The 16191-nt window shown below is 69.4% G+C and carries 15 protein-coding genes; 8 read left to right on the top strand and 7 right to left on the bottom strand.

Annotation, left to right across the window (positions count from 1 at the left end):
• Positions 1-25 precede the first annotated feature (25 nt).
• Positions 26-856, bottom strand: coding sequence for an aldo/keto reductase (locus POF73_RS31715; protein ID WP_272122412.1), 831 nt, complete (start codon positions 854-856; stop codon positions 26-28).
• Positions 857-953: 97 nt separating this feature from the next.
• Between POF73_RS31715 and POF73_RS31710 the strand changes: the two genes are divergently transcribed.
• On the top strand, positions 954-2018 hold the full coding sequence (locus POF73_RS31710; RefSeq protein ID WP_272122475.1) for a LacI family DNA-binding transcriptional regulator: 1065 nt from the start codon (positions 954-956) through the stop codon (positions 2016-2018).
• On the opposite strand, the gene POF73_RS31705 is transcribed toward POF73_RS31710, so the two are convergent.
• From POF73_RS31705 to POF73_RS31690, 4 genes are read right to left on the bottom strand one after another with little or no spacing between them, the layout of a single operon-like run.
• Positions 1981-3381 (bottom strand): glycoside hydrolase family 32 protein, encoded by a 1401-nt coding sequence (locus POF73_RS31705; RefSeq protein ID WP_272122410.1) that lies wholly within the window; start codon positions 3379-3381, stop codon positions 1981-1983. The two genes, POF73_RS31710 and POF73_RS31705, sit on opposite strands and share 38 nt — an antisense overlap.
• The gene (locus POF73_RS31700; RefSeq protein ID WP_272122408.1) at positions 3378-4232 is read right to left on the bottom strand and encodes a carbohydrate ABC transporter permease; all 855 of its coding nucleotides are present in this window, start codon (positions 4230-4232) and stop codon (positions 3378-3380) included. The genes POF73_RS31705 and POF73_RS31700 overlap by 4 nt, the downstream gene beginning before the upstream one ends.
• A gap of 15 nt (positions 4233-4247) precedes the next feature.
• A complete protein-coding gene (locus tag POF73_RS31695; RefSeq protein WP_272122406.1) occupies positions 4248-5210 on the bottom strand; it encodes a carbohydrate ABC transporter permease in 963 nt (320 codons plus the stop codon).
• The gene (locus POF73_RS31690; RefSeq protein ID WP_272122404.1) at positions 5207-6616 is read right to left on the bottom strand and encodes an extracellular solute-binding protein; all 1410 of its coding nucleotides are present in this window, start codon (positions 6614-6616) and stop codon (positions 5207-5209) included. Before POF73_RS31690 ends, POF73_RS31695 begins: the two co-directional genes overlap by 4 nt.
• Before the next feature lie 188 nt (positions 6617-6804).
• Here POF73_RS31690 and POF73_RS31685 point away from each other — a divergent pair, with 188 nt between their 5' ends.
• The 3 genes from POF73_RS31685 (at position 6805) to POF73_RS31675 (ending at position 10291) form a co-directional block, all read left to right on the top strand.
• Complete coding sequence (locus tag POF73_RS31685; protein WP_272122473.1) at positions 6805-8361, top strand: glycoside hydrolase family 32 protein; 1557 nt, start codon at positions 6805-6807, stop codon at positions 8359-8361.
• 39 nt (positions 8362-8400) lie between these two features.
• The gene (locus tag POF73_RS31680; protein ID WP_272122402.1) at positions 8401-9009 is read left to right on the top strand and encodes an AAA family ATPase; all 609 of its coding nucleotides are present in this window, start codon (positions 8401-8403) and stop codon (positions 9007-9009) included.
• 307 nt (positions 9010-9316) lie between these two features.
• Positions 9317-10291: a TauD/TfdA dioxygenase family protein gene (locus tag POF73_RS31675; RefSeq protein WP_272122400.1), complete on the top strand. Its 975-nt coding sequence runs from the start codon at positions 9317-9319 to the stop codon at positions 10289-10291.
• A gap of 51 nt (positions 10292-10342) precedes the next feature.
• On the opposite strand, the gene POF73_RS31670 is transcribed toward POF73_RS31675, so the two are convergent.
• Entirely contained in the window at positions 10343-11221 is an 879-nt protein-coding gene (locus POF73_RS31670) for an alpha/beta fold hydrolase (RefSeq protein ID WP_272122398.1), read from the bottom strand.
• Between the two features lie 237 nt (positions 11222-11458).
• Here POF73_RS31670 and POF73_RS31665 point away from each other — a divergent pair, with 237 nt between their 5' ends.
• On the top strand, positions 11459-11791 hold the full coding sequence (locus POF73_RS31665; RefSeq protein WP_272122396.1) for a hypothetical protein: 333 nt from the start codon (positions 11459-11461) through the stop codon (positions 11789-11791).
• Between the two features lie 197 nt (positions 11792-11988).
• Positions 11989-12351, top strand: a complete 363-nt coding sequence (locus POF73_RS31660; protein WP_272122394.1) for a hypothetical protein — start codon at positions 11989-11991, stop codon at positions 12349-12351.
• Between the two features lie 88 nt (positions 12352-12439).
• Here the strand turns inward: POF73_RS31660 and POF73_RS31655 are convergent, their stop codons facing one another.
• A complete protein-coding gene (locus POF73_RS31655; protein WP_272122392.1) occupies positions 12440-13273 on the bottom strand; it encodes a DeoR/GlpR family DNA-binding transcription regulator in 834 nt (277 codons plus the stop codon).
• A 384-nt stretch (positions 13274-13657) separates the two neighbouring features.
• Here POF73_RS31655 and POF73_RS31650 point away from each other — a divergent pair, with 384 nt between their 5' ends.
• Both POF73_RS31650 and POF73_RS31645 read left to right on the top strand, forming a co-directional pair.
• Positions 13658-14260: a winged helix-turn-helix domain-containing protein gene (locus POF73_RS31650; protein WP_272122390.1), complete on the top strand. Its 603-nt coding sequence runs from the start codon at positions 13658-13660 to the stop codon at positions 14258-14260.
• Positions 14257-16152: an AMP-dependent synthetase/ligase gene (locus tag POF73_RS31645; RefSeq protein WP_272122388.1), complete on the top strand. Its 1896-nt coding sequence runs from the start codon at positions 14257-14259 to the stop codon at positions 16150-16152. The genes POF73_RS31650 and POF73_RS31645 overlap by 4 nt, the downstream gene beginning before the upstream one ends.
• The last annotated feature ends 39 nt before the right edge of the window (positions 16153-16191 follow it).

The following is a 16191-nucleotide window of genomic DNA, read 5'->3' as shown; positions in this document are numbered from 1 at the left end:
GGGGCCGCCCGACGACGGCCCCCGCTCAGAACTCCTCGTGCAGCTCGGGATCCCCGCCGAGCCGCCGATGCACCCGGTCGGCGACAGCGGCCATCTGGGTGTCGTCCAGGGTGAAGCGGAAGACGTCGAGGTTGTCGAGCTGCCGCCGCCGGTTCGAGGACTTCGGGATGGGCAGGACGCCCAGCTGGGTGTGCCAGCGCAGGACGACCTGTCCGGGCGTCGCCCCGACGGCGTCGGCGATGCCCTTCAGGACCGCGTCGTCCAGGAGGTCGCTGCCGCGGCCCAGCGGGCTCCAGCTCTCGGTGACGATGCCCTTGCCGGCGTCGAAGGCACGCAGCTCGTCCTGCGGGAACAGCGGGTGCAGCTCGATCTGGTTCACGGCGGGCAGGACCCCGGTCTCCCGCTCCAGCCGCTCGATGTGCGCGGGCGTGAAATTGGAGACGCCGATCGACCGTACGAGACCGTCCTCGCGGAGCTTGATCATGGCCCGCCAGGCGTCGACGTACTTGTCGACCCGGGGGTTCGGCCAGTGGATCAGATACAGGTCGACGTACTCGACGCCCAGGCGGCGCCGGGACTCCTCGAAGGAGGCGAGGGTCTCCTCGTAGCCGTGGTGCCGGCCCGGGAGCTTCGTCGTCACCACCACCTCCGCGCGCGGCACCCCGCTGCCGGCGATGCCCCGGCCGACCCCCGTCTCGTTGCAGTAGTTGGTGGCCGAGTCGACGAGCCGGTAGCCCAGCTCCAGGCCGTCGCGAACCGCCTGTTCCGCCTGGTCGTCGGGCAGCGGCCAGGTGCCCAGACCGATGGCGGGGATCGTCCTACCGTCGTTGAGCGTGTGCGCCGGAATGCTGATCACTGTCGCACCCTTTCTTCGACTGTGCCGTGCATCCAGCGTCACGGATAGGGTGAGGATTGATCAACCGGACGGGTGGGGGATGAGGGGCGCGGACGGCATGGGCGGCAGCGCGGAGAAGCAGGCCACGGGATCGGGACGTCCCACGTCACGGGATGTCGCCCGGCTCGCAGGCGTGTCGCACACCGCGGTCTCCTTCGTCTTCAACGGCCGCGCCGAGGGCAACCTCTCGCCCGCCACCCAGGAACGCATCCGCCGCGCCGCCGCCGAGCTCGGCTACCGCCCCGACCCCGTCGCCCGCGGCCTGCGCCGCCGCCGTACGGCCGTGATCGGCCTGGTCACCGACGAGATCGCCTCCTCGCCCTTCGCCGGGCGGCTGCTGCGCGGCGCCATGGAGACCGCCTGGGACAGCGAGCACCTCGTCCTGACCATCGACTCCGGCGGCGACCCGGCCAAGGAGGACGCGGCCGTGGCCGAGCTCCTCGACCGGCGCGTGGACGGCATCATCTACGCGGCCATGTCGCTGCGCCGCGTCCGTGTCCCCGAGGGCCTGCACCGCACCCACTCGGTCCTGGCCAACTGTCTGCCCGAGGACGACTCCCTGCCCGCCGTCATCCCCGCCGAGCGCGCGGGCGGCCGGACGGCGGCCCGGCTGCTGCTGGACGAGGGGCACCGCAGGGTCGCCATGGTCGGCGGACAGGACGACATCGCCTCCGTCGACCGGCTGCGCGGCTTCCGGGACGCGCTGCGCGCCGAGGGGATCACCGTCCCCAAGGAGTGGGTCGTCAGGAGCGGGGGCGAGATCAACGGCGGGTACCAGGGCGCACTGCGCGTCCTCGACGGCGTCCCCGCCGCCGAGCGCCCCACCGGGGTCTTCTGCTACAACGACCGGGTCGCGGCGGGCGTCCTGCACGCCTCGACCCGGCTCGGCATCACCGTCCCCGGCGACCTCTCGGTGGTCGGCTACGACGACCAGGAGCACATGGCCGAGTTCCTCACCCCGCCCCTGACCAGCGTCGCGCTGCCGCACCGGGCGATGGGCGACGCCGCGGCCCGGCTGCTCCTCGACGCCATCGGAACCGGCCGGACGCCGCCCGCGACGGTACGGCGCCTGGCCTGCCCCGTGATCAGTCGTGCGTCGGTGGGACCAGCTCCCAGCCCGTGACCCCGGCCGCGCAGCCGCTGACCGCCAGCTCGGGCACATCGTCCGGCCGCCGGTAGACCCGCTCGGTGACCGTCGCCCGGTCGCCGACGAACAGCTCGACCAGTGAGCCGTCGACGAGGATCCGCACCTCATCGGCCGACGCCCGCACGACGATCGGCGCCGCCCCCTCGGGCCCTGTCCGGGGCCAGTCACCCCGGTCGAACGTGACCGTGCCCTCGTCCGGGTCCAGCACCACCGTCAGCTCCGCACCCGAGGCGGACCGCAGCAGACTCACGGTCGTACGGCCGGACGCGGTGACCGTCAGGTCGTACGCCTCCGGCAGCACGGCCCGCCGGCCCGCATCCGTGACGAACGGCTCGGCCGCCCGCAGCAGTTCCAGCTCCGGAGCCGGTACGACCCGCAGGGCGCCGTCGGCATGGACGTCCACCACCCGCGGCGCGGTCAGCACCCCGGCCCACCCGGCGCGATCGACCTCGCCCTGCTCCCGTGCCTCCCAGGACCACCCCCACATCAGCGCCCGGTCCGGTTCCTGGAGCACGGCCGGCGCGTAGAAGTCCCGCCCATGGTCCAGCCGCCCGCCGGTGCGGGCCTCGAAACGCAACCCGTCATCGCCGTACGGCCGCAGACGACCCGTCAGATAGCCGGTGGAGCAAGGGTCCCCGTCCCACAGCGACACCACCAGCACCCACTCCCCGCCCGGCGTCGCGTACAGCTGCGGGCACTCCCAGCCGACGGCCTTGTCGCCGAACACGTCCACCGCGACCGGGTCGTCGCCGTCGAGCAGCACTCCGGCGAACCGCCAGTCGGCCAGGTCGTCGCAGTCGTACAGCAGCACCGACGCGGTCCCGTCGGCGTGCCCCGCACCGACCAGCGCCCAGCGCCGCCCCCCGTCCCTGAACACGAACGGGTCGCGGAACATCACGACGTCCAGTTCGGCGGGCGGGCCGCTCACCACCGGCGTGGGCAGTGGCCGCCAGTCGGTGAGCGTCTCGTCCTCCGGCATCAGCGCCCGGGCCAGGCAGATCGAGCCGAGACCGGTGTGCTCCCGGTCGACGCCCGTGTAGACGGCCGTCGGCACGCCGTCGTCGTCGACCACACACCCCGACCAGCAGCCCGCCTCGTCGGGGCCGCCGGGTGTCGGGGTGAGCGCGAGCGGATGGTGCTCCCACACGACGAGATCGGCGCTGGAGACATGCCCCCAGTGGACGTTGGTGTGCACCGGCGCGTCGGGATTGTGCTGGTAGAAGAGATGATGGCGGCCCCGCCAACGGAACGGGCCGTTCGGGTCGTTGATCCAGTTGGCGGGCGGACGGACCCGGAAGCGCGGGGCGTTCGGGTCCGTGGACTGAGCGGCAAGGCTCAACGGTTGACTCCTGCGGACGTGATGCCCTCACGCAGAGGGCGCTGACCGACGACGAACACGGCGACGGCGGGGATCATGGAGAGGACGACACCGGCGAGTACCACCGAGATGGAGCCGGTGCCGAGGTTGCCCTGGAGGGACACCAGGCCCAGGGGGAGGGTGTAGTTCTGCCCGGAGGTCTCCAGGATCAGGGGCCGGAAGAACTCGTTCCAGTGGTAGTTGAAGGCCAGCACGCCGACGATCGCCAGGCCGGGCGCGGCGAGCGGCGCGTACACCGACCGGAAGGTCCGCCAGGGCCCGCAGCCGTCCAGCATCGCCGCCTCGCCCAGGTCCTTGGGCATGCCCAGGAAGTACTGCCGCATCAGGAAGGTCCCGAAGGCGGTCGGGAAGGCCGGGATGATCAGACCGAGCAGGGTGTCGGTCAGGCCCATCGACTTCAGCACCAGGAACACCGGCACGATGGTGACCTGCAACGGCACCATCATGGTCGCCAGGACCAGCCCGAACAGGGGCTTCTTGAACCGGAATTCGAGGCGCGCGAAGGCGTATCCGGCCAGACCGGCCGTGATCATCTGGCCCACCGCGATCAGCGCCGTCACCAGCGTCGAGTTGAGGGCGAGCAGCCAGACGTCGAGCTGGTCGAAGACCCCGCGGTACGCCTCCGCGGACGGGTGCGTCGGGATGATGCTCGGCGGCAGGTCGAAGGCCTCGGCCGGGGTGCGCAGCGAGGTGGAGACGGTCCAGATGACCGGGCCCAGCGTCAGCAGCGCGCACACGGCCAGCGTGGCGATCCGGGCCCACGGCGCGAGCGAGCGCCTGGTACGGCTCAGGGACAGGGTTGCTTGGCTCATGGGAGGCTCACCGGCTCACTGGTAGTGGACGAAACGCCGGCTGAGCCGGAACTGGAGGGCGGTGACCGCCATGATCAGCACGAACAGCAGCACGCCCACCGCCGAGGCCTCGCCGAAGCGGAGCTGCTCGAACGCGCTCTCGTAGATCACCATCACCACGGTCCGGGTGGCGTCACCGGGTCCGCCGTTGGTGAGGACGTACGGCTGCTCGAAGACCTGGAGCGCGTTGATGATGCCGACCACCGACGCCACCAGCAGCGTGGGCGACAGCAGCGGCAGGGTGATGCTGAGGTGCTTGCGCAGACCGGTCGCGCCGTCGAGGGAGGCGGCCTCGTGGACCTCCTTGGGGATGTTGTTCAGGCCTCCGACGAACAGCAGGAACGAGAAGCCGAACTGCTGCCAGACGTACACCAGGATCACCGTGGCCATCGCGGCGTTCTCGGATGTCAGCCACGGCACCGGAGCGACACCGACCAGACCGAGCCCCCAGTTCACGACCCCGAAGTCCTGGTTGAACAGGTACTTCATCACCACCGAGATCGACGCGGCGGACAGCACCAGCGGGAAGAAGAACGCCGACCGGAACACCGAGCGCAGCCACACCGGCATCCGCCCGTTCACCGCCAGGGCGAGGGTGAGCGCGATCAGCAGTTGCAGCGCCACCGCGAACACCATGAACACCAGCGTGTTGCGGAAGGAGACCAGCACGGTCGAATCGGTGAAGACCTCACGGTAGTTGGCGCCCCCGGCGAACGTCGGGTCGTCGATGACGTTCCAGTGGAACAGGCTGAGCACCACCGAGCCGATGATCGGGACGACCGTGAAGACGACGATGCCGACGATGGTCGGCGCGAGGAACAGCGTGGCCAACAGCCGGGCGCCACGGTCACGGGCGGGGGGCCGGGCCGCGGGAGCCGCCGGAGCGGGGGGCTGCTTCGGCCGTACGGCCGGTATCCGGGTGTTCGTCGTGTCCGTCATACGTCACGCTCCATGGCCTTCTCCAGGTCGCTCTGCATCCGGCGCAGCGCGGGCCCCACCGAGCGCCGCGAGGCCAGGGCCGTACCGGTGTGCTTGAGCAGCACCTGCTCGACCTCGGCGACCTGCGGCGGCGCGGGGATCGGCCCGGTGTCGGGGAACTTGTCGAGGGTGTCGTAGAAGACCTGCCAGTGGTCCGGGCCGGTCTCCCGATAGCGGTCGGCGGTCAGCATCGAGCGGCGCGCCGGGGTGGTCTGGTTGGTCTCGAAGAGCCGCATCAGGGTGTCGCGGCGGGCGGCGTACTTGATGAACTCCCAGGCCTCCTCCTGCCGCTTCGAGGTGCGCAGCAGCGCGTAGCCGGCGGCGCCGTACTGCATGCGCTGGGTGCGCCAGCGCGGGAAGTACTGCACGTCGAAGGAGTCCGCCTTCATCCCTGCCAGATGCAGACCGCCCGCCCAGAAGCCGCCCGCGGGAGTGACGCCGACCCGGCCGGTGGAGAACACGCCGATGAGGTTCTGGCCGTTGCCGCCCTCGGGCCGGCTGCACAGGCCCTCCTGGACGAGGGAGGCGAGATAGTCGTACGCCTCCTCCACGCGCTCGTGCGTGGCCTGCGGGGTGGTCCAGCGGAAGCCGCCCCCGCGCCCCTCCCGCACGGCGGCCGGATAGAACGAGTCCCACAGCCAGGAACCGCCCGGCGCCTTCGACTCGGTGAGCAGATTGGCGTCGTTGGCGAACAGCCACGGCACGACGCCGCCCCAGAGCCGGTTGGTCCAGAAGTACGGGGTGAACTGGGAGCCGCTGGACTTCTTCATGTCGCGCAGCAGCGCGGTGAAGTCGTCGCGGGTCCAGTCGGCCGCCGGGAAACCGGCTCCCGCCCGCTTCAGCACCTGGTTGTTGAGATAGATGTCGGCCGCGTTGAACTCGACCGGCAGCTGGTAGAGGGACCCCTCGTACATCATCGACTCCACCAGCGAGGGATGGACGTCGGCGAAGTACTCGCGCAGCTCCTCGGCGTCCCGCTTCACCCAGTCGTCCAGCGGGACCCCGAGGCGCTGCGCGAACAGCTGGACGCCTTCGGTGGCGACGTACACCAGATCGGGCGCCGTGCCCGCCGCGATCTGGGTGAGGATCTTCGCGAAGAAGTCCGACCAGTCGACGGCCTGCACGGCGTTGATCCGGAGCTTGATGTCGGGGTGGACTTTCTTGAAGCCCTCGGTGAGCGTGCGGATGGCCTCCGGTCCGTACGCGGGGCCGAGCGTGGCGACGACGAGGGAGCCGTCGTCCCGGCCGGGGATGTCGGCTCCGGTGAGCCGGTCCCAGCTCGCGGCGGTACCGGCCAGCGCGGCGGCTCCCGCGCCGTAGGCGCCGTACCGCATCAAGGTGCGGCGGGTGAGGTGCGAGTCGGTCATTCAGCGGGCCTAACTCGTGTTAGTCGAGTAGTGATGCCCCAGATGATGAGAAGCCGGTCACCCCCCTGTCAATAGTCGTGAACCACTTGACCTTTAACGAGTTAGGTCGCAGAGTCCTGGTCCACATGAGCCGCAGTCCCGACGACGGCGTCGGGGAAGGGAGCCGAACCATGCGTGGCGCATCGGGCATGCCCGGAATATCCAGGAGGTCGCTGTTCATCGCCTCGGCCGTGGGGGCGGCCGGTGCATTACTCCCGCCCGGTCCGAGGCCCGCGATGGCAGCCTCGGAGACGGCCGCCGCCTGCACGGGCAGCTACCGCGCCGCATACCACTTCACCGTCCCCGACCAGTGGATGAACGACCCGCAGCGGCCGGTGTGGATCGACGGCGAATACCACTACTACTACCTGTACAACCCCGACTACTCGACGGGCGGCACCACCGCCGGCACGACCTGGCGCCTGGCCACCAGCACCGACCTGGTCTCCTTCACCGACCGCGGGATCGCCGTACCGAAGGACACCACCCCCAACGGCGACGTCTGGTCCGGCTCGGCGGTGATCGACACCGACGACACGGCGGGCTTCGGCGCGGGCGCGGTGATCGTCATCGCGACGATGGCGCCGGACGAGGTCACACAGGCGCAGTACCTGTACTACTCGACCGACGGGGGCCGTACGTTCACCCACCACGGCACCGACCCCGTCCTGCCGAACCCCGGCGTGCGGGACTTCCGCGACCCCAAGGTCATCCGCGACGAGGAGCGGGGGAGATGGGTGATGGCGCTCGCGGAGAACGACAAGGTGGGCTTCTACCACTCCGCCGACCTGAAGTCCTGGACGTACGTCGGCGGCTTCATCAAGGGCGGCATCGGCGTCCTCGAATGCCCGGACCTGTTCCGCATCCGGGCGGCGGACGGCACCTGGAAGTGGGTGCTGGGCGTGAGCGCCAACGGGAAGGGATCCGGGCTGCCGAGCACCTACGCCTACTGGACGGGCTCCTTCGACGGCACCACGTTCACGCCCGACCTGAGCGACCCGCAGTGGCTCGACCACGGCTGGGACTGGTACGCGGCCGTCACCTTCGACAAGCGGGACGCGGACGGCACGCTCGACCCGGCGGCACGGTACGCGATCGGCTGGTTGAACCACTGGGACTACGCCAACACCACGCCCACCATCGAATGCGACGGCTTCAACGGCACCGACTCGATCGTCCGCGAGGTCACGCTGAAGCGGGCGGCGGACGGCACGTACCATCTCGCCTCCCGGCCGGTCGCCGGCCTCGACGCCCATGTCTCCCGCACGGTCGACCTCGGTGACCTGGAGGTCGACGGGACCCTCCTGCTCGACTACACGGGGACCGCCTACGAGGTGTCCACCGACCTCACCTGGGACCAACTGACCGGCGCGGGGCTCCAGTTGCGACGCTCCTCCGACGGCGGACGTCACATCGACGCAGGGATCTACGGCGACTACGCCTTCGTCAACCGCGGATACACCGTCAGCCCCGACAGCACCGGCCGGTGGCAGGAGAGCCGCAGCCCCTTCGACGCGTCGGCGGGCACGGTGCGGCTGCGCATCCTGATCGACCGTACGTCCGTCGAGATGTTCGTGGACGACGGCCGGTACGTGCACTCGACCGAGGCCTTCCCGGATCCGGCCGACAGCGGGCTCGCGCTGTTCACGATCGGCGGGACCGCGGTGTTCCGGAACACGGTGATCCGGGAGTTCGACGTGACGTGAGCGGCGCCGCGTGGGCGACCGGTGAGTAGGGTCGACGGCATGCAGGGCGTGCGCGTGGTGCTCATCGGGGGAACGTCCCACACCGGCAAGTCGACCGTGGCCCGGGCCGTCGCCGAGCGGCTCGGGTTCGACTGCCGCTCGACCGACAAACTGGCCCGGCATCCGGGGCGGCCCTGGCGGACGGCGGAGTGGGAGCCGCCCCCGCATGTCGCCGAGCACTACGCGACGTTCGACGTCGACGAACTGATCCGGTCCGTGCTCGACCACTACGCCCGCCTGTGGCCGCGCATCGAGGAACTGGTCGCCGACCGGGCGACCGGAGACGCACCCGGCCTGGTCCTGGAGGGCTCCGCACTGTGGCCCGCCCGCGTGGCCGGGCTGACGGCCGACCCGTGCACCCGGGCCGTATGGCTCACGGCGGACGAGGCGGTGCTGCGTGAGCGCATGCGCGCGTCGGCCGGATACGACGAACTGCCGGATCCGGAGCGGTACTTGGTGGACAAGTTCCTGGCCCGTGCCGGGCGCTTCCAGTCGCTGATGGTGGAGGCGGTGGACGCATACGGCCTGGCTCGGGTCGGTACGGATGGTCGCTCGGTGAGGGAGTTGACGGACGGGGTGATGACGGCTGCGGGCGTGGCGGTGCGCTGACTGTGGTGGGCGGGGCGGGGGGTTTATGGCGGTGACGCGGTCACGCCGCGCCGGGTGAGGGTGAGGGTGAGGGCGAGGGCGAGGTGGCGGCCGTGGGGCGCGCGTGAGTCGGTGGCGGTTGGGTGCGTGTGAGTCGGTGGCCGTGGGGTGTGCCTGAGTCGAGGGCCGCGGGTGCCCGGGGGCCGGCGCCGCGCGTGCGCCCGGGTGCGCGTGCGCCGAGGCGCTGTCGCCACGCTCTTCGAACGCTGTCACGATCTTCCTGGAGCCGGTTCGACCGGAGCCGGTGCGGACGATCGACGGAGTGCGCATGACGACGGACAGGGCCACCGCGGGCGGGACGGAGCAGGTCGCGGGGATCGAGGTGAAACCGGTCTCCGGGCACATCGGGGCGGAGATCACGGGCGTCGACCTGGCCGGCCGGCTGGACGACGCCGTGGTCGCCGCCGTCCGGGCGGCGGTGCTTCGCTGGAAGGTCGTGTTCTTCCGTGGGCAGCGGCTGGACCACGCCGGGCATGTGGCGTTCGCGCGCCGGTTCGGCCAGCCGGTCGTCCTGCGCAAGCGGGGGAGCGCCTCCCCGCCGGACCACCCCGAGATCGAGACGACCGCCGACCGGCTGGAGCTGGGCGGGAAGTTCGGCATGGAGCACGACGAGTGGCTACGGCGCCGCCGCCACACCCTGCTGCGCGGCTGGCACTGCGACCACGGCGCCCGGATCGACCCGCCCGCCGCGACGATCCTGCGCGCCGAGACCGTACCGCCGTACGGCGGCGACACCACCTGGTCGAACCTGGCGGCGGCGTACGCCGGACTCTCCGCCCCGCTGCGGGAGTTCGTGGCCGGCCTGCGCGCCGAGCACCGTCTCGGCGTCGGCTACCAGCCACGGCCCGGTGACGACACGTACGTCCGTCATCTGCTGGACCATCAGGTCGCCTCGCTGCATCCGCTGGTGCGGGTCCATCCGGAGACGGGGGAGCGGGTGCTCTACGTCAACGGCTACTACGTCGAGCAGATCGCCGACCTCTCGCGGACCGAGAGCCGGGCGATCCTCGACATGCTGCTGGAGCAGGCGGTGCGGCCGGAGTACACGGTCCGATTCCGCTGGGAGCCCGGCAGCGTCGCCTTCTGGGACAACCGGTCCACCATCCACCTCGCCCCCAGCGACAACGCCCACCTCGACTTCCCCCGGATCATGCACCGCGTGATGCTCGCCGGTGAGGCGCCGGTCGGGGTGGACGGGAAGCCGTCGGAGCCGATCGTCGGGACCGAGCCGGGGCGTTGGTAGCCGACGACGGTGCGTGACGTGCGGTGCACGGCGGGAGGGCTGCGGCTTGGTTCAGCGGGCGAGCAGCTCCCGCAGTGCCTTGGCGATATCGGCGGGCGCCTCCTCGGCCATGAAGTGGCCGCAGCCGACCGTGGTGTGCCGTACGCCGGGTGCCCAGGCGCGCCACAGCGCGGCGGCGTCGAAGCCCAGGGCCGCGCCCCAGTCCTGCTGGAGCACGCCGACCGGCATCCGCAGTGTGTTTCCCGCCGCCCGGTCGGCCCGGTCGTGCTCGATGTCGATGCCGGCGGAGGCCCGGTAGTCGGCGACGATCGAGGGCACCGCCTCCCGGCAGGCTGCCAGGTAGGCGGCGCGGACCTCGTCCGGGACGGCCCGCCGGTCGGCGGTCCAGACGTCGAGGAAGTGGCCGAAGAAGGCATCCGGTGCGGCGCCGATCATGCGTTCGGGGAGGCCGGGCGGCTGCGCCATCAGATAGAGATGGAAGCCGACGGCAGCCGTGACGCCGTGCATCACGTCCCACATGTCCAGGGTCGGCAGGATGTCGAGACACGCCAGATGGGTCACCGTGTCGGGACGGTCGAGCGCGGCACGGAAGGCCACCAGCGCCCCGCGGTCGTGCCCGGCCAGGGCGAAGCGCTCATGACCGAGCGCGCGGCCCAGGGCCACTATGTCCGCGGCCATGGTCCGCTTGGCGTACACGCTGCCGTCGGTCTCCGCCGGCTTGTCACTGGCGCCGTAGCCGCGCAGGTCCGGGCAGATCACCGTGTGGTCGGCCGCGAGATCGACGGCCACATGGCGCCACATCAGATGGGTCTGCGGAAAGCCGTGCAGCAGCACGACGGGCGTGCCGGAGCCGCCGACGGCCGTGTGCAGCGACACACCGTCGGCGACGGGGACGCGGTGATGATCGAAGCCGGGGATGACAGGGGACATGGCTCCGCTCCTTCCGATGCTCATCGAGGGGTGGGGACTCCTCGATCCTCCGGGGAGCGGATGAGCAGTGGATGAGCAGCGGCGTCCAGATTCGCTGAAAGGACTGCGTAAGGGCGTCTCCGCGCAACTGGAATTGTCCTTACTCTATTCTCGCAGCCGAATCCGGGGCCACATGTCCTGGAGTTCTACGGTGTGCAATTCCAGGGATGTCCTGCTCGATGGAATCAAGGGAGAATCATGTCCAAGATCAAGAACCTCGTCACTCCGATGGTGGCCATCACCGCGCTGGTCGGAGCCCTCGGTATTGCGGCGTCCGCGCCCGCCCAGGCGAGTTCTCCAGAGCGCCCCGCGAGGATCAACGCGGATGGCAATTCGATCGTGCACTTCCAGGGCAAGATCACTGCCGTCAACGACGGCGGGAACATAGACGTGGCAACGAACGGCAAGGTCGTTAAAGTCGACCACTCCAAAGCGTACTGGGTGAGCCCGCTGCGTGTGGGCGCCTGGGCTGACGTCACGGCATCCGAAGAGGATGGCGTATACATCGCAAAGGTTGTTGTTTCCTGGTGAATCGGAGTGCTTCCGGTTAACTACCCGCTTGCCGCTGTCCTGCTGGGTTCTGACCCGGCGGGACAGCTTTCTTTCTGTGGATGGACGCAAGAATCCCGAAAAGTTGAAACAAGCGCGAAAGGAAATCCCCTCCACAGGAGATTCATTGCTACTTTCTCCGCAGTCGGATCACACACCCAACGGGCTAGGAGAGCATCATGGGTAAGCGGAATCGCATCACGAAGCTGGCAGTTGTCGCTGCCGGGCTGGTTGGTTTCGTGGGAGTGGCCGTTTCCGTGCCGGTACAGGCGGCGTCGACGGAGCAGAATGCGAAGGTCAACGCCGTAAGTGCCAGGGTGGCGCAGGACTCGGGCCAGAGTGAGGAGTTCGATGGAAAGATCTCCGCCTTCAAGGATGATTACCTTGAGCTCGACACCGGCGGTGAGGTGATGAGGTTCAGCCTGATAAAGGGCACTTACTACTGTGGTGCCATGATAGTGGGCGCCGTAGCGAAAGTCGTCGCCCATGTAGACAATGGTGAATACGTCGCCGAGCGTATCGCCGCAGTCATGCCAAATTAGCCAGACAGGCGTCAAGCGTGTTCCTCCCGTCGGTAATCTGCCGACGGGAGGAATGCTTTGGGCGTCGTCGCCTCCTGCGCCCCGCCGCTCAGCTGCGGCCGATGACTCTGAGGTCCACGCCGAGGCCGCGGATGCGCACCTGCTCCTCTGCGGGGAGGGCGCTGTCCACCAGCACGATGTTGAACGCGGTGAGCGGGGCGAGGGCATGCAACCCTTCGTGAGTGAATTTGGTGTGGTCGACGATCAGGACACGGCGTGTCGCGGACTCCATCAGAGCCTGTTTGACGTGCACGGTCTCCTGCGACTGGTGATAGCAACGTGCGCGAATGATCGCGGTCGTCGACATGAAGAGCGCGTCGGCGTGGTACGCGGCCGCTGCTCTCGCCGTCTCCAGGCCCAGGAAAGCGTCGTACGCAGGAAAGTATGTGCCGCCCAGGGAGACCAAATTGATGCCGGATTCACCGGCCAGACGCTTCATCACGGGGAAGAAATTGGTGATGACGGTGAGTGGCGTGCGTTCGGTGAGTCGTTCGGCGAGTGGCAGACACGTAGTGCTGTCATCGAGGGCCACCGTCTGTCCGGAGACCACGAGCTCCAGTGCTGCATTGGCCAGGCGCCGCTTTGTGTCGGCCATCGTGGTCATGCGCTCGCTGACGCCACCGTGAAATGCCGATGAGGTCAGCGATGTCGCACCGCCACGCACTTTACGGAGCCAGCCCTGCGACTGGAGCACGTCCAGGTCCCGGTGCACAGTCATCAGGCTGACCTCGAACTGTTCGGCCAGAGCAGCGGTACGCACGAATCCTTCGTCCAGCACGCGCTGCTGGATCTGCTGCCTGCGTTCGCGCTTCTCGTCGGACCGTTGCGCGGCCGCGAAAGTGTTGGGGGGCCGGTCGCCGCTCCCCGTCGGAGAGACGTTCACGAGGTCACTCTTTTCGGGTGGAAGGATGCGCCGAAGCGCGGGCCGCCCGTGCTGGGCCCCCATAGACCTTCCACGGTCGTCGCCTCTCCAGTCCGCCGCACGCTCGGCAGGAATTCAATTGCCGGATCGCCTGCCGGACCGCGGTCGTTAACTTTTCTAAGAACATGAAGCCTTCACCGAAGCACGCCGGTGGCACACCAGAGGCACACCGAAGGCACATCGGAGACTCTGGAATGTCGCGGGGGCTGTGGGGTTCGATTCTTCAGCGCAGTTGGTTTGCCGCCCGCTGAGGCGGCTCGACCGGGCACTCACCAGAGTCGGTGCCAGTGCCTGCTCCTGTCGAATTCTGCGGGGACTCCCGCCCCTGGCACCTCAGGAAGTCATATGCACACCCACCCCATCGTGCCCGGCCTGTCGGCAGGCCCGCGCGGACCCGTCGCGCGCGGTAATCCGGCCGGCCAGAAGGACCAGCAACGAAGCCCCCGCACCGATCGCATTCACATATTGCGCTGGCCCGAGCAGGCGGTCGAGGTCGAGGCCTGTCGCCGCCGCAGGATGCCTCGCTTGCTGGTCGTGGCGCCGGGCGCCCGACCGCCGGCGTCGATCGACCCGCTCGAAGACTGGGTCCGGGCTCCCGTGGACGAGAAGGACCTCCAGGCTCGGTGGGAGACGCTGAGGGCCAGAGCGGCGCCGCGTGACCCGGTGATCGACTCTGAGGGCGTCCTGCACTACGGCGGTCGGCGTCTGCCACTGGCTGCCGGTGAGGCCCACCTCGTGCGTCTGCTGCTCGATTCGTACCGGTCAGTGGTGGGCCGGGAGGAACTGGCGGCGAAGATGTGGCCGGACGGCACGAGCGCTCGGCGCAACGCCCTTGACGTACGCATCCTGCGGACCCGGCGCCGACTGGCGCCGCTGGGTCTGGTCATCAGGACCGTGTGGCGCAGGGGCTATCTGCTCGATTCGGACTCTGGGAGTGATGTGGCATGAAGGGACGCGACGCTGTGCACGTCGATGCATCGCCCACCGTGGACACCTCGGCCCACCCGGCGACATTGGCCCACTTGGCCCGCCGTAACGCCGAGCAGTGGCCGACGACCACCGCCGTGCGATGGCGCGATGCCGACGGCGTGTGGTGTCGGCGGACATACGCCGAGGCATGGCAGGCCGGCGAGGAAACGGCCCGCGGACTGATGGCGCTCGGGCTTGAGCCGGGCGACCGCGTGGCGGTGCTGAGCTCCCTGCGGCCCGAATGGACCTTCACGCTCATGGGAGCTGCCGCTGCCGGACTGGTGGTGGTCTCGCTCCTGCCGACCACAGTGCCGGACGAGATCGAGCACGTACTCGGTGACTGCGCCGGGAAGGTGGTGCTGTGCGAGAACACGGCTCAGCTCGCCAAGGTGGAAGCGGCCTGGAACCGTCTGCCGCACCTGCGGCAGGCCGTGCTGATCGATCCCCCCGACCTCGCCCCGACCCCGTCGCAGGATGACGGCGGCGCTCGCACCGCGAGAACCACCCGCACCCCAAGGACGATGACCCTCGCCGGGCTGCGTGCGCTGGGCCGACGTCACATCTCGCCGGAGGAGTTGCGCAGCCGTTCCGATGCGGTGCGGGCCGAGGACCTGCTGGCGATCATCTACACGTCGGGTACCACCGGGCCCAAGAAGGGCTGTGCGCTCACCCACGGAAACTACGTGAGCGTCCTGCGCGCCCACCCTCAGCCCCCCGCCAAGGCTGACGCCGCGGCGGACCAGAGCAACGGCACGGTCTTCGTCGTCACGGGACCGCACACCATAGCGATGCTCATGCAAGTACTGGCGTGGTGGTCTCGCTACACACTCGCCTATCGCCGTGGCAGCAGCACCGATCGCCTCGCCGACGAAGTGCGCGAGGCGCGGCCGCAGATCCTGCCGCTGGTTCCGCTCGCACTGGAGCAGATCTACAGCGCGGTGCTCGCGTCGTGGCCGCAGGAGGACACTTCACTGCTCATCGAAGCGGCACGCGCCGGCCTGGAGGTGCGTGAGCGGCGCCTGCGGGGCGAACGGATCCCTCCCCAGCTGGCGAGCTGGTTCGAGGCATCGGACCGGACGCTCTTCGCGGACGTACGAGAACACTTCGGCGGTGCGGTGCGCCGGGTGACGGTGTCCGGCGCCCCCGTGTCACAGGACATCCTCGGGTTCTTCCTCGGCTGCGGAGTTCCCATCGTCGAGTGTTACGGGATGACGGAGACCGCTGCGGCTGCCACGTCCAACTCCCCGGACGACTACCGCCTGGGGACCGTTGGCAAGCCCTTGCCCGGTATCGAGGTGGACATCGCCCCCGATGGTGAGGTGCTGATCCGCGGCGCCAACGTCTTTCCCGGCTACTGGGGTTACTGCGAGGACGGGTTCGGCGCGGTTCGCGACGGCTGGCTGCACACCGGAGACCTGGGTTCCATCGACGGCGACGGCTACCTCCGCCTCACGGGACGCAAGAAGGAGCTGATCCAGCTCTCGCACGGCGTCGCGGTGACGCCCCATCCCCTGGAGCGGGAGCTGCGGACCAGCCCCCTGATCTCCAACGCCGTGGCTTACGGTGAGGGCAAGCCGTACCTCGTCGTGCTGCTGACGCTGGACGCACCCCAGGTCCGTAAGTGGGCGGTCGAAAGAGGGCTGCCCACCGACCTGTCCGGCCTGGTGCAGGAGCCGGCACTGATCGGTGAGCTCGCTGCGGTGATGGCGAACGCCAACGCACGGCTGCAGGAGTACTACCGTGCCCGGAAGTTTGTGGTGCTGGAGCGCGATCTGTCCATGGAGGAGGGGGAATTGACCATTTCGATGAAGGTGGCACGCCCCGTCGTGTACGACCACTTCCGCGAGCGTCTCGAAGCGCTCTACGAGTGAGACGTGATGCCGCAGGCCAGAACGAGGGCGCCGACGCAG

Origin of the sequence: Streptomyces sp. HD (genome assembly GCF_028369295.1) — a bacterium.
GTDB lineage: Bacteria > Actinomycetota > Actinomycetes > Streptomycetales > Streptomycetaceae > Streptomyces.
The sequence above is the reverse complement of the archived record's forward strand: the minus strand, read 5'-3'. Positions and strand labels throughout refer to the sequence as shown.